Source organism: Prochlorococcus marinus str. MIT 9201 (assembly GCF_000759955.1).
Taxonomy (GTDB): domain Bacteria; phylum Cyanobacteriota; class Cyanobacteriia; order PCC-6307; family Cyanobiaceae; genus Prochlorococcus_A; species Prochlorococcus_A marinus_G.
In genome coordinates, this window is the sequence record NZ_JNAL01000018.1 from 162000 (window position 1) to 176274 (window position 14275).

At 32.7% G+C, this 14275-nt stretch carries 15 protein-coding genes; 5 read left to right on the top strand and 10 right to left on the bottom strand.

Going from position 1 to position 14275, the window contains the following annotated elements; genetic code table 11:
- Window positions 1-96 precede the first annotated feature (96 nt).
- From EU95_RS00730 to EU95_RS00720, 3 genes are all read right to left on the bottom strand, one after another.
- Entirely contained in the window at window positions 97-1701 is a 1605-nt protein-coding gene (locus EU95_RS00730; protein WP_032522927.1) for an NAD(P)H-quinone oxidoreductase subunit 4, read from the bottom strand.
- Between the two features lie 122 nt (window positions 1702-1823).
- Window positions 1824-3845: an NAD(P)H-quinone oxidoreductase subunit 5 gene (locus tag EU95_RS00725; RefSeq protein WP_032522928.1), complete on the bottom strand. Its 2022-nt coding sequence runs from the start codon at window positions 3843-3845 to the stop codon at window positions 1824-1826.
- 33 nt (window positions 3846-3878) lie between these two features.
- Complete coding sequence (locus tag EU95_RS00720; protein ID WP_032522929.1) at window positions 3879-4607, bottom strand: NnrU family protein; 729 nt, start codon at window positions 4605-4607, stop codon at window positions 3879-3881.
- 82 nt (window positions 4608-4689) lie between these two features.
- Here EU95_RS00720 and EU95_RS00715 point away from each other — a divergent pair, with 82 nt between their 5' ends.
- Window positions 4690-5634, top strand: coding sequence for a LysR family transcriptional regulator (locus EU95_RS00715; protein WP_032522930.1), 945 nt, complete (start codon window positions 4690-4692; stop codon window positions 5632-5634).
- Window positions 5635-5640: 6 nt separating this feature from the next.
- On the opposite strand, the gene EU95_RS00710 is transcribed toward EU95_RS00715, so the two are convergent.
- Both EU95_RS00710 and ndhM read right to left on the bottom strand, forming a co-directional pair.
- On the bottom strand, window positions 5641-6267 hold the full coding sequence (locus EU95_RS00710; protein WP_032522931.1) for a DUF3172 domain-containing protein: 627 nt from the start codon (window positions 6265-6267) through the stop codon (window positions 5641-5643).
- Entirely contained in the window at window positions 6264-6611 is a 348-nt protein-coding gene (gene ndhM / locus EU95_RS00705; protein ID WP_032522932.1) for an NAD(P)H-quinone oxidoreductase subunit M, read from the bottom strand. The genes EU95_RS00710 and ndhM overlap by 4 nt, the downstream gene beginning before the upstream one ends.
- Window positions 6612-6701: 90 nt before the next feature.
- On the opposite strand from ndhM, the gene pds reads away from it, so the two are divergent.
- The gene (gene pds / locus EU95_RS00700; protein WP_032522934.1) at window positions 6702-8099 is read left to right on the top strand and encodes a 15-cis-phytoene desaturase; all 1398 of its coding nucleotides are present in this window, start codon (window positions 6702-6704) and stop codon (window positions 8097-8099) included.
- Window positions 8100-8137: 38 nt separating this feature from the next.
- Window positions 8138-9046: a phytoene synthase gene (locus EU95_RS00695; RefSeq protein ID WP_032522935.1), complete on the top strand. Its 909-nt coding sequence runs from the start codon at window positions 8138-8140 to the stop codon at window positions 9044-9046.
- Here the strand turns inward: EU95_RS00695 and EU95_RS00690 are convergent, their stop codons facing one another.
- Both EU95_RS00690 and EU95_RS00685 read right to left on the bottom strand, forming a co-directional pair.
- Window positions 9047-9466, bottom strand: a complete 420-nt coding sequence (locus tag EU95_RS00690) for an RNA recognition motif domain-containing protein (protein ID WP_032522936.1) — start codon at window positions 9464-9466, stop codon at window positions 9047-9049. It abuts the gene before it with no gap.
- A 58-nt stretch (window positions 9467-9524) separates the two neighbouring features.
- Window positions 9525-10730, bottom strand: coding sequence for a CCA tRNA nucleotidyltransferase (locus EU95_RS00685; RefSeq protein ID WP_032522937.1), 1206 nt, complete (start codon window positions 10728-10730; stop codon window positions 9525-9527).
- Window positions 10731-10760: 30 nt separating this feature from the next.
- Here EU95_RS00685 and EU95_RS00680 point away from each other — a divergent pair, with 30 nt between their 5' ends.
- Both EU95_RS00680 and EU95_RS00675 read left to right on the top strand, forming a co-directional pair.
- Complete coding sequence (locus tag EU95_RS00680; protein WP_032522938.1) at window positions 10761-11012, top strand: Ycf34 family protein; 252 nt, start codon at window positions 10761-10763, stop codon at window positions 11010-11012.
- A 9-nt stretch (window positions 11013-11021) separates the two neighbouring features.
- Window positions 11022-11675 carry a molecular chaperone gene (locus EU95_RS00675; protein WP_032522939.1) on the top strand — a complete coding sequence of 218 codons (654 nt, stop codon included), beginning with the start codon at window positions 11022-11024 and terminating at the stop codon, window positions 11673-11675.
- 4 nt (window positions 11676-11679) lie between these two features.
- On the opposite strand, the gene EU95_RS00670 is transcribed toward EU95_RS00675, so the two are convergent.
- From EU95_RS00670 to EU95_RS00660, 3 genes are read right to left on the bottom strand one after another with little or no spacing between them, the layout of a single operon-like run.
- A complete protein-coding gene (locus tag EU95_RS00670) occupies window positions 11680-12300 on the bottom strand; it encodes a lysophospholipid acyltransferase family protein (RefSeq protein WP_032522940.1) in 621 nt (206 codons plus the stop codon).
- Window positions 12301-12305: 5 nt separating this feature from the next.
- On the bottom strand, window positions 12306-13202 hold the full coding sequence (gene fabD, locus EU95_RS00665) for an ACP S-malonyltransferase (RefSeq protein WP_032522941.1): 897 nt from the start codon (window positions 13200-13202) through the stop codon (window positions 12306-12308).
- Window positions 13203-13220: 18 nt separating this feature from the next.
- Window positions 13221-14228, bottom strand: a complete 1008-nt coding sequence (locus tag EU95_RS00660) for a beta-ketoacyl-ACP synthase III (RefSeq protein ID WP_032522942.1) — start codon at window positions 14226-14228, stop codon at window positions 13221-13223.
- Window positions 14229-14275: the final 47 nt, after the last annotated feature.

Genomic DNA, 14275 nt, shown 5'->3' on the forward strand with positions numbered 1-14275 from the left:
GGGTTGTAGTTATATATTTTTAAAATTGGTAATAACTATTCATAAGATATACCCTTAATTATTTAATGCCAAACAATATTGCATTAATTTTTAAAATTATATAGTTGGGGCTTTTAGGATCTCATTAGTTTTAGCTCCTGAGAAAATATTTGTTTTCACAGCATTTTTAACTGCAGTTAAATCTCGATCAACCAAATTATTAATAGATGCAATGTAACTTTCAGTTACTAGTCTTGGGTACAAACCTATTCCAATAATCGGTAAAAGTAAACACGCAATAATATAAACTTCCCTTGGCTCTGCATCTATAAGTTTTCGTTCTTCGATTAATTTAGGATTTTCTTTACCAAAGAAAATTTCTCGTAACATTGACAGAAGATAAATAGGAGTAAGTATTACACCGATAGCAGCTAAAGAAGCCATGACCACCCTAAACGGAAGTGTATACACTTCATCAGTAACAAATCCTGTAAATACCATCAATTCGGAAACAAATCCACTCATACCAGGCAAAGCCAAGGATGCCAGGGAGCAAGCAGTCCATAGGGCAAACATGATTCTCATTTTTTGTCCTACACCACTCATTTCATCAAGCTTAAGAGTCTTTGTTCTGTCATAGGTAGCACCAACAAGAAAAAATAAACTTGCTCCGATTAATCCATGACTAACCATTTGAAGCATAGCTCCGCTTGTTCCAAGGCTACTAAAACTTCCTATTCCAATAAGAACAAAACCCATATGGCTTATAGAACTATATGCAATTTTTCTTTTAAGATTTCTTTGAGCAAAAGAAGTTAATGCAGCATAAATTATATTGACTACCCCTAGAACTATCAATAATGGGGCAAATTGAGCATGAGCTATTGGTAATAATTGTGCATTAAATCTTAAAAGAGCATATCCTCCCATCTTTAATAAAATTCCTGCCAGAAGCATATGAACAGGAGCCGTAGCCTCTCCATGAGCATCTGGAAGCCAAGTATGAAGAGGTACTATTGGTAGTTTCACTCCAAATGCAATTAAAAGCCCTACGTAACATAATATTTGGAATTTTTGACTAAAATCTTGAGCTGCCAAGTGAGAAAACTCAAAGTTAGGAATTTCTGTACCGTAGAAACCCATTGCTAAGGCTGCTAGAAGTATGAAGATAGAACTGCCAGCTGTATAAATAATGAATTTTGTTGCTGCATATTGTCGATTTTTGCCACCCCATATAGCCAGTAATAAATAAACGGGAATTAACTCAAGTTCCCAAGTGAGAAAGAATAAAAGCATATCTTGAACTGCAAATACAGCTATTTGACCGCCATCCATCACCAATATCAAAAAGAAAAATAACTTTGATTTGAACTTTACAGGCCATGCAGCTAGAACTGCTAAAGCAGTTATAAAACTAGTTAATAATATTAAAGGCATTGACATGCCATCAGCACCAACAGACCAGGTCAGTCCTAAATCAGGAAGCCAACTAATATTTTCTTTAAGTTGAACATTTTCATTATTAATATCAAAGCCATTAATATATGAACCTACAGTTATTAAAAAAGTTATTAATGCAATTGATAATGCAAACCATCTAACCTCCTTTCCATCTCCTTTATCTGGGAAAAAAGGTATCACAAATGCACTACCAATTGGGAATAAAATTGAAGCAGATAGCCAAGGGAAATTAGACAATCCAGCTCCCAAAGTTCCCAACATTTGTGTCGCAAAATGTGTATAAAAATAAGTACTCAATTTAAGTAAGAAATTTATCTTAAATAAAGTCTAGAAATTTTCTGCATTTTTTCACCCCAATGGACAGTGAAGACACACAATTGTAATTAAGATACTTGAGGAGATTGAAAACCAAATATAGCAACTAGTAGAATTACACCTCCAAAAACAATAAGTGCATAAAATTGAGCCCTTCCAGTCTCAAAATATTTTAGGCCTTCTCCACTACCTAAGGTTACAAGTCCAGTAAGATTTACTACGCCATCAACAACCTTAGAATCAACCTCTAATACTTCTTTAGCAAGTTTTCTACTACCCTTAACAAAAAGTTTTTCATTAATATCATCTAGATACCATTTATTGGATAAAAATCGATTAATGCTAGGAAACTTTTCGGCAAATAAAACAGACAAATTAATTTTTTTCACAAAATATGCCTGATAAGCAATAATGATTCCAGCTGATGCAATAACAACTGACGCTATCGCTAAAGGTAAAAATTCTTTTAATTCAAAAGCTTTTGCAGCAATATCTGCCTCTTCAGGATCAAGTAAATTCGCAATTTTACTATCCCATGGGAGTCCCATAAAACCAATGATGATAGAGGGAACCGCTAGAAATACCAAAGGAAATGTCATTGACCAGGGGGACTCGTGAATAGAGCCATGTTCTTCATGCTCTTCTTCATTTTCTTCATCTAGATTTAATTTAGAAGCAATTAAAAGCTCTTTTTGCAATTCTTTATTCTCCCCTCTAAAATCTCCTTCAAATGTTAAAAAGTAAAGCCTAAACATATAAAAAGCAGTCATACCAGCAGTTAAAAGTCCTACAAACCAAAAAGCCGGAAAAGAGATAAATGCGTTGCCGAGTATCTCGTCTTTACTCCAAAAACCTGCTAATGGGGGAATACCACTTATTGCTATACAACCTATTAAGAAAGTAGCAGATGTATATGGCATTTTTTTTCTTAAACCACCCATTAATCTCATATCTTGAGCCAGTACAGGTTGATGCCCTACTACTTCCTCCATCGCATGTATTACAGAACCAGATCCCAAAAATAGCATTGCTTTAAAGCAAGCATGAGTAACCAAATGAAAAATTCCTGCTACTGGAGCTCCACATCCCATAGCAAGCATCATATAACCGAGCTGAGAAACAGTACTGTATGCTAGACCCTTTTTTAAATCCATTTGGGTCAAGGCTATAGAGGCACCTAAAAAACAAGTAATGGTTCCAACTAAAGCAATAATGAACTGAATGGAGGGGAATATTGAATACAAAGGTTGTAACCTAGCAACTAGAAATATTCCTGCTGCAACCATAGTAGCTGCATGTATAAGTGCAGAAATCGGCGTCGGGCCCTCCATCGCATCAGGTAACCACACGTGAAGAGGGAACTGCGCAGATTTTGCCATTGGTCCTAAAAAAACTAAAAAACAGAGGAGTAAGGCAGCCCAGATAGGTATTGTATTATCAGATACTGATTGCGAAATTCCTTTAGCTATTTCATTAAAATCAAAACTATTCGTTGCCCAAAATAGTCCAAGAATGCCTAATAATAGTCCAAAGTCTCCTACTCTATTAACAACAAATGCTTTTTGTGCAGCGTGGGCAGCACCATCTCTGTCATACCAAAAACCAACCAATAAGTAAGAACACATTCCAACTAATTCCCAAAATACATAAATTTCTAATAGATTTGGGCTAACTATTAATCCCATCATTGAACTGCTGAATAAAGCTAAATATGTAAAAAATCTGACATAACCCTTATCATGTGCCATATAACCATGAGAGTAAATCATTACAAGCAGGGTTATTGTAGTTACTAAAGCAAGCATTACGCTGCCCAAAGGATCAAGGACAAAGCCCATTGGAATGGTAAAATCACCAGCATTAGCCCACACAAACAATTTTTCTACTGATTGATAACCATTAACTTGTTCAAACAGAGCTTTGTAACTAATTACCGCAGATACGCCAACGAAAGAAATCAAACCTACAGAAACAATTTCTCTTGAGTTATTAATTTTCTTATTAATACTTATTAATCCTAAACCAGAAAGCACTGCTCCAATAAGAGGGAAAACAGGAATTAACCAGGCAATTTCTGAGGCTTGAGGCATGTTTTGAAGAATTTATATTTTGATTTTAAACTGTCAATTGAAAAATTCCGACAAAAATGATGAATTAAATGTTTTAACAGCAATATTTATATATTGATGTGACCACCAAAGCACACCTATTGCAATCAAAATACCAAGTTGAGATAACCTAAAAAATTCTGAAATTTTAAATTCTTGCCTTCCTTCAATTATTGCCATAAAGGGCGTTATGGAAGTAATTTTTTTAAACTTTTCAAATTCATCTCCAAATCTATTTGATAATCTCTTATCCCCATGCCAAATTGCAAAAATGTGATGCAAAATTAAGCCAATAGAAGTAATTAATGTGAATGAGGTACCAATCCATAAAGTATGGGCAAAACACCAAATTATCTGGCCAAATGCTTGTGGATGTCTTGTGATTCTCATTATCCCAGTTCCATAAATTCGCACTTTAGGTTTTAAAACCGAGGGAATCTCAAGCAGATTGTAAGTGGCTGGATATAAAAATAAAAAACTTATTGCAGTCAAAGACCAAACTATTACAAAAACGAAACTATTCCCCTGTAAATTCCATAATCTTATTCCGTCATATCTATGTGCCAAAAAATAACTAATCAAAATAATTGCAGATGGCAGACTTAAAAAGACAAAACATAACCGCCATAATCTTGGCCCCATAATTGATTCTGCTTTCATTCTTAAAGCAGCTCCACCACTATGGATTACTGCAAAAATAAAAATTAACAATAAGATTATTAAGGAAGTTTTATGAGTCTCCATGAATATAGATTATTAAAAAAATTGAGTTCTTAACAAGAATACTTATAAGTATTAGAATTATAAATAATAGTTGGCACAATAGATGCCCGAATTACCATTTACTCTCGACCAATTAAGAATATTAAAAGCTATAGCAGCTCAAGGAAGTTTTAAAAAAGCTGCAGATCTTTTGTATGTAACTCAACCTGCCGTGAGTTTACAAATACAAAACCTTGAAAAACAACTTGAAATTACAATTTTTGATAGAGGTGGTAGAAAGGCTCTTTTAACTGAAGCAGGAAGACTACTTCTTGAATATTGTGAAAGAATCTTAAATCAATGTGACGAAGCTTGTAAGGCTATCGAAGACTTAAATAGTTTAAAAGGTGGAACTCTTGTAATTGGAGCGAGTCAAACAACAGGAACTTATTTAATGCCAAGGATGATAGGACTATTCAGACAAAAATATCCTGATGTATCTGTACAACTTCAAGTTCATAGCACAAGAAGAACTGGATGGAGTGTTGCGAACGGACAAATTGACCTAGCAATTATTGGAGGACAATTACCTAGTGATTTAGAAAATTTGCTACAGGTAATTCCATACGCTACAGATGAATTAGCACTTGTTTTACCAGCTAAACATCAACTCTCAAACAAAAAAGAGCTTTTAAAAGAAGACTTATACAAACTAAATTTCGTAACATTAGATTCTCAATCTACTACAAGAAAAGTTGTTGACAAACTTCTCAAAGATTCTGGACTTGAAATTCAAAGATTAAAAATTGAGATGGAACTTAACTCTCTTGAAGCAATCAAGAATGCAGTTCAATCTGGTTTAGGAGCCTCGTTTTTACCTGTTGTTTCAATTGAAAGAGAATTAGCGGCTGGAACAATTCATAAAGCATTCGTCGCTGACTTAGAGGTTAAAAGAGAACTTAAATTAATAACTAATCCATCACGATACACTTCAAGAGCTTCAGAAGTATTTAAAAAAAATATCCTGCCTCAATTCGCAAGTTTAATAAGCCCATTAAGGGAGATATAAATTAAATTAAAACTGAATTGCTTCTTTGTTAATACCTACTCCCCCATCTTCAGCTTGTCCATCTCCTTTTATTATGAATTTATTTTCATTTACATCAGTCTGATAAACGCATTTAACTATTGGCTTATCTCTTATAGAACCAATATAAGCAAAAGTATTCATTCTTTGCTTGCATTCTCTTACGTCTTCATTGCTAATAGCTCCCTGTTTTTGCAAAACCGTCCAATTCTCTCTCCTAATCACACAACCTGGCTGAAGAGCTGGTTGCGTTACAAAACTCGTAGATGGATTCAGAGTTGTATACATTTCAACGTCAATTACAAAAGCACTGGCACCCCATTGTCTGCAAAATTCAGGATCTGGAACAGCCATATCTAATTGTTGTTGACTAGCAATATTTCCCTGTCCTCCATCAGTTGTACTGGTAATAGCACTCCCAATACCAACGCCTAAAATTAAAACCCCCGCCAGGACAGCAATAGTTCCTGTACTGAAGTTGATCTTTGGCTCAGAAGAAGCAGCAGGTAATCTGCTATTTCTTTTACCGTAGGAATCCACATCTCTAGGGTTTGAAGAGTAATAATTTCTATCTGAGCCTCTTCTAGGCCTTCTATTTGAGGGTGTTCTATTCACAGCACTTCATTAGTTTTTGGCAAACCCATTGAATAATTCATTACTCTACTATTAGGGTTATAACTCAATTGTCCTTTTTGAAGCAAAAATTTAATTAAACCTTCTAATTCCGATCCTATCTTCCGAAGTTCATAATCATCTAAATCCTTTCCTGCTCTCTCATTGACTAGTTCTTTAAATTTAACATTTATTTTGGCCAAAGAATCTTCGCTCCAAATAAATTCGTTATCAGGATCTAAATCAAGAGTCAGTTTGTTGGGGTGGAATTGTAATTCTTGATCAACTACTTCAGCTGTAAAAATTCTTACATGTCGAGTGGTTGATTTTAAAAGCATTTTTTCCATAATTTTGCAAAATAATCAACGAAAAAAACTAATATGTTCTAACTTTAATGTAGCTTAATAATAAGTGTTAATTTATTTCTTGATTTAATAATGCGTGTTGTAATTGCAGGTGCAGGTTTAGCAGGTTTATCTTGCGCTAAATATTTAGTTGATAATGGTCACATTCCTATCTTACTAGAAGCTAGAGATGTTTTAGGCGGGAAGGTTGCAGCTTGGAAGGATGAAGATGGAGATTGGTACGAAACTGGTTTACATATATTCTTTGGAGCCTACCCCAATATGTTGCAACTTTTCAAAGAATTAGATATTGAAGACAGACTCCAATGGAAAAGCCATTCCATGATCTTTAATCAGCCATCAGAGCCTGGTACTTATAGTAGATTTGACTTTCCCGATATACCAGCACCCGTAAATGGAGTTTCAGCCATACTTAGTAATAATGATATGCTTTCTTGGAATGAAAAAATCCTTTTTGGATTAGGTTTGGTACCTGCGATGTTGCGAGGCCAAAAGTACTTAGATAAATGCGATACCAAATCATGGACAGATTGGCTCAAAGAACACAATATTCCAGAAAGAGTGAACGATGAAGTTTTTATAGCAATGAGTAAAGCTTTAAATTTCATTGGTCCAGATGAAATATCATCTACAGTTTTGTTAACAGCACTTAATAGATTCTTACAAGAAAAAAACGGTTCAAAAATGGCATTTCTCGACGGCGCTCCGCCAGAAAGACTTTGCCAACCAATGGTTGATTACATTACTGCTCGCGGTGGAGAAGTTCATATGAATAGCCCATTAAGAAAAATCAATCTTAACGAAGACAGTACTGTTAAAAGTTTTACTATTGCTTCTTTAAATGAAAACGAAAAGAAAGAGATAGTAGCCGATGCTTATGTAAGCGCAATGCCTGTGGATCTTTTTAAATTAATGATCCCAAAGCAATGGAAAGGTCTAGATGCCTTTTCTAAATTAGATGGTTTGAATGGAGTCCCAGTTATTAATATTCACTTATGGTTTGACAAAAAATTAACAGATATTGACCACCTACTATTTAGCAGATCACCACTTTTAAGTGTTTATGCAGATATGAGTATCACATGTAAAGAATATGAAGATCCAAATAGATCAATGCTGGAATTAGTTTTCGCACCAGCAAAAGATTGGATAAATAGGAGTGATCAAGACATCGTTGATGCAACTATGGAAGAACTGAAAAAATTATTCCCGTCACATTTCATGGGTGATGACAAGACAAAATTAAGAAAATACAAAGTAGTTAAAACTCCAAGATCTGTATACAAAGCAATTCCTGGATGCCAAGAATTCAGACCTAGCCAAAAATCTCCAATAAAAAACTTCTTCCTAGCCGGTGATTATACAATGCAAAAATATTTAGCATCTATGGAAGGGGCTGTTTTAAGTGGTAAATTATGCGCGGAATCAATTAATAAAGAGTATTCCAAAACCTCTCAAAATGTTTCTTAATAACATTTATAAACATTCCTAAATTCAGCTAAAACTTTTTGAAAAATTCAATCGCTCAACTTGATCAAGCATATGAAATATGCCGTAAGGAAACTCAAAAATGGGCTAAAACCTTTTATTTGGGAACTTTGCTTTTACCACTAGAAAAGAGAAAAGCTATTTGGGCTATTTATGTATGGTGTAGAAGAACAGATGAAATAATGGATAGCCAAGAAGCTTCAACTAAATCACCAGATGAGCTCTCAGACAATTTAGATGAATGGGAAGAAAATACAAAGAGTGTCTTTAAAGGTAATGTTAAATCTGAATTAGATGCAGTTTTATTGGATACCATCGAAAAATATCCACAAAGTATTCAACCCTACCTAGATATGATAAGTGGACAGAGGATGGACCTTAATAAATTTAGATACAAAGATTTTAATGAACTAAAACTTTATTGTTACAGAGTCGCTGGAACTGTTGGTTTAATGACTCAGAATGTCATGGGAATTGATAGCGCTTATACATCAGCTCCTTGGAGTTCTAAACCTGACCCCTCTGAAGCAGCTATAGCTCTTGGAATTGCAAATCAGTTAACAAACATACTTAGAGATGTCGGAGAAGATAGACAGAGGGGAAGAATTTATATCCCACAAGAGGACATTGAGAAATTTAATTATTCTGAAGAAGAACTTTTGAAAGGCGAAATTAATGTCCAGTGGAAAGCTCTGATGAACTTTCAATTAACAAGAGCACGCGACTGGTTCCAAAAGTCTGAAGATGGAATTAAATGGTTATCTTCTGACGCAAGGTGGCCAGTTTGGACGTCCTTACGTCTCTATAGAGGCATATTAGATTCTATTGAAAGGTTAGATTATGATGTTTTTAATAACAGAGCTTTCGTAAAGAATTCCGTAAAAGCTTTTGAGATACCAATATCTTTTTTAATTTCAAGAATTAAATGATTATGCAGGCGCCTTTTGGTTAGCCAACAAATCTTTTAATTTTGATAGTTCTCCAGCCCATCTTGGATCAGGTGCCTCAAGATTAGGAGCATCGCTGTGTACAATTTTCTTAAAGTCTTTTCTCTTCTTATTCTTATTTAAGTTTCCACTATTTCGTTTATTTGCAGAAGAGTCTTTCTTTTCTGATAACTCTACTCTTAATTTAGAACCATTAAATTCAAAACCATTTAATTTTTGAATTAATAAATTAGCATTCTCTTCATTATTTGTTGTTGCGAAACCAAATCCTCTACATTCCTTAGTTTCCTTATCTAATACTGCTTTAAATCTAATCGAATCAGAAACTGATTTTAAAATGGTATCAAATTCTTTTGGATTAAATCCTTGTGGTAAGTTGCCAATGTAAATGCGAATACTCATAAATTTTTAAAAATGATTTTGAAGTCTGAACTTCTAAACAAAACTAAGCTATGTGTATTTAATCACATTTTGGTGCATTTTGTTCAATCCATTGCTTAGCTTTATAAATAGCTTCATCAAAATTATTCAATCTTTGAAATGCAAGCTCCTTTGAGAGATACTCTAAAAGGTCTCCTAGGAAAGGCCCATCGTCAATTTTTAAATTTTTTTTAATTACATCACCATTTAGTAAATTTGAAGGATGAAATAATTTGTCTTCCTTGTTACGCCATCTTTTTAGCCAATCTAAGTGCAAATTTTGAGGTATGAAAAAAATAAAAGATGGAAGAAACATTTCTAGTTCTTTATGTAATTTAAATCTATCTAATTCATTAAGCTGAGAGATATTTTTGTTCTTCAAAAAAAAATGCCATTTTCGCAGTAACTTTGTTTGTGCAATTTCCACTTTACTAAATTTAAATTTTTCAAGAGTTGCTTCATCTAAAATTTGAGAAATAAAAAATAATGGTAAAAATTTCTTTTTTTCTTTCTGATTAAGTTCTGCATAATTAATTTTCTCTAAATCCAAAAAAAAAGATTCATCATATAAATTATCAATACAAAATATATTAATTTCTTTTATCAGCATAATCGCATTAAGAGCATTTACTCCATTTACTATTTTCTTTATTTCATAATTAATCCTCTCTTTGGCAACAAGAAATAATTTCCCTTTGTTTTTTTTAATAAAAGTAATCAAATTAAGATCAATTTTAAAATCTAATTCTGAAACAAATCGAAAACATCTTAATATTCGTAAAGGATCATTCAGTAAATTCATTTCAGAATGCATTCTAAGTACAGAAAGCTTTAGGTCTGTAAGGCCATTTAATGGATCAAACAAACACTTCTTATCAAATAAAAAAGCAATTGAATTAATCGAAAAGTCCCTAGAACTTAAATCTCCTTCAATCGTAGTTGAAACCTGATTAGCAATATCAATGTAAATATGATTAAAAATAATTCTAATTACTTCCCTTTTTTTATCTAAAATTATAAATTTTGATCCAACATTTGCTCCTATCTTTTTCCCAATTTCAATTGCATTGAAAGGTACCACAATATCAACATCTACCTGTTCAGTTTCTCTTCCTAAAATAATATCCCTTATATAACCACCAACCAAATACGATCCTTTAGGTAAAAAACCTAAAATAGAATTCAAATTATGAAATTTTATACTTCTTTCTAATTCTTTAATTATTAGTGTATGATCAGTATACATATCCTTTATTTTTAAAGTTAATTATTGATTATGTGCATTTGCATTAATTGTAAATGGGTTGATAGATGTATTACATATCATGATGTTGAAAATAATCATGGTGTTAATAATATTTGCGATGTGCCTAATTTTAAGGCACTAAAACCATACATACATGTATCAATAGTAAAAGATAATAACGGCGATTACAAAACAGATTGGGATGTTCAATCTTGCGGAAGTTTTATTGAAGAATATGGTAAGTGGTCTAAAATCAATCCAGGTTTAGAATTACCTGTTTAAGGGTAATATATGACTCATAATCTAAAAGGAATACAAAACTACCATACCTTAGTAATACATAGTACAGACAATTCTTTTGGCTTTGGATATAGAAAAAATAACAACATTGATTCTGATAAATTTTTTATAAAACAATTTGATAATGACTTGTGCAACAACTTGATTGTTGAATTAAACAAATTCATTTCAAAAAAAAATTTACAAAAAGTAAACAAGATATCCGTCAGTATAGGGCCAGCAAATTTTAATGCTTCAAGACTTATTGTAGTTTTAGCTAGAACTATCTCACAACAAATAAATTGCCCTCTAGACAGTTTTAGTGCATTTCAAATAATGGCAAAAAGGATTGCATCAAAAAATAATGTTAATGCAAACAGAAAATCATTCTGGATTTACAAAAGATTAAAAAGAAAGGGTTTTATTGCAGGTAAATATGAGATTTGCAATATCGAAGGAAACAATGCAAACCTAGTCATTCGAGAAACAATTTTACCAAAAGTTATTAAAGAATTAAAAAGTAAAGAACTTTTTTTTGAGGCTGATTATAAGGATGAAGAAGATTTAATAGAATTATTAGATTTATCAAATAAAAATTTATTAAATGCAAATGTTGATTCATGGCAAAAAGTTCTGCCACTTTACCCTATTTCTCCAATTAACTAAGTATTCACCCAATCAAATTATTAATATTCTCTTGAAGTTCCTTTGTTAAAGAATTTAAATCATCTTTTAATGAGCTTTGTGGCGGTTGAATAGGTTTTCCAACTTTAATAATTATTTTTGAAAAGAAAGGTATAAAAAATTTAAATCTTATAAGTTTGTGTGAATTAACTATTGCAACAGGCAATAATAATTTTTGATTTTTAAATGCTAATAAAGCAGCACCTTGCTTTGGCTTATTAACTCTCCCATTTTTTTGACGGGTGCCATCAATAAAAATTCCAATGCAATTATTATTTGATAATTTATTACATGCAGTTTTAATTGTATTTTTATCAACAATTCCTCTCTTAACAGGATAAGCTCCACAAGCCTTTATAACGAAGCCAAGAAAAGGTATTTGAAAAAGTTCTGCCTTTGCCATAAAAGATATATTGCGTCCAAGAGCATGTCCTAATAAAGGGGGATCTAGTAAAGAACCATGATTAGAAACCATTATAAAACAATCTTTTTGGGGAATATTTTCTCTGCCTATTAAATGCCCTTTAAAAACAAATCTATAAATAGGTAGTACAAAAAATTTGCTAACTAATTGATATATTAATTTTTGAAAAAAATTATTTTTCATAATAATTAATAGGTTATTTGATCAGCAGATGAAACTTGAGAAATTTTTACATTCTTAAGATGTCTTTTTCCTAAACCGCTAAGTACATTAGAAGGGCCAATTTCTACAATATGAAGATCACTATCTTTTGCCATTAAATCCATTGTTTCGCGCCACCTTACCCCATTACACATTTGTTTTTCAAGTCTAATTTTAAGCTCATTTGGATCACTACAAAGTGAAGGTTCATAGTTACTTATGACTGGAAAAGAAGGATTTTTAAACTTAATTTGTTTTAAATACTCAGAGAATTGTGTTGAAGGCTCATCCATAAATGGTGAGTGAAATGCACCCGAAACATTTAATTTCAGGAATCTTTTACAAGAAATTTGATTCGATATATTATCTAACCCTTCATTAGAACCTGATAAGACAACTTGAGAGGAACTATTATCATTCGCAATTACAATATCATCAATTTTTTGTACTAATAATTCAAGTTGATCCCTATCAAAACCAATTACTGCTGCCATAGATCCTTTCCCAGCATGTACCATTAATTGAGATCTTACTTTTATAAGTGATACACAATCTTCAAATGAAAAAACATCAGCACAATAAAGTGCAGTGATTTCTCCAAGACTATGACCAGCAACATAGGTAGGCTTAAAACCATTATCTTTGAGTGCGTCCAGTAAAATCGATTCAACTAAAAAAAGACAAATTTGTGTATTGCTTGTATTGTTTAAATCACTAAGAGGATTTTCTGGTTCAGAGTTTAACTCACAAATTTCAAATAAATTTCTCTCAAATACCTCAGAAGCATAACTAAACCTCTCCTTTGTATTAGGTAAATTTTCAACTTGTTTTGCCATCCCAATTTTTTGCGAACCCTGTCCAGGGAATACCCATGCAACTGTCATAATGCTCCTATTTTGTTTTTAACCCCATTTAATGAGGGCAGCACCCCAACTTAACCCAGCACCGAAACCACTGGTGGCAATAATATCATTTTGTTTAATTTTATTGTTTTTAATCGCCTCGTCGATCATTAGAGGAATTGTTCCTGCTGAAGTATTTCCATATTTTTCTAAGTTGCTAAGAATTTTTTCTCTTGGAATTTTTAACTTATCTCCTACAGAATCTAATATTCTTTGATTGGCTTGATGCAATACAAGCCAATCAACTCTTTCAGAACTATAGTTCGTTTCTTTCAACAACTTCTTAAGAATTATGGGAACTTCTTTAACAGCAAATTTATAAACCTCCTGACCATTCATCTGTATTGGAGAAAAACCGCCTCTTAAAAAATCAATATTATCAATTATTGAATCCCTATCATTTTTGAATGGAAGATTAAGAAAAGAACCCCTCTCACCATCAGTTCTCATATTAAAACCTATGAAATTATCAAATTCATTTGTAGCTTCAATTGCTAATGCGCCCGCACCATCTCCGAAAAGTATACAGCTCCTTCTATCATTCCAATCAACAAAGCTTGATAATTGATCTGCACCGATAACAACAGCTCGTTTAAAATTTCCTCCCTTTAAAAATTGTGAGGCTGTTATTAAGGCAAATAAGAAACCACTACATGCCGCAGTTAAATCGAAAGCTACAGCATTGGAGGCACCCAATTTAGCTTGAATGGAAGGCGCCGAACCAAATAAATCATGAGGAGTAGAAGTAGCTAAAACAATTAAATCAATTGTATTAACATCCCAATTAGCCTTTTCAATCGCATTTAGTGCAGCCTTGTAACCCATATCAGTCACATTATCTCCTAAGCTAGAAATTCTTCTCTCAGAAATGCCAGTTCTAGATTTTATCCACTCATCACTCGTATCTACCTTTTTACTGATTTTTTGATTAGTTAGTATTTGATCAGGCACATAACTTCCACTTCCTTTAAATGAGACTCCAATCTGATTAAACTTTTTTTCTTCCAAAAGAGTTTTTAGTTACTTATATAAGTCAAACATAAATTTGACGCAAT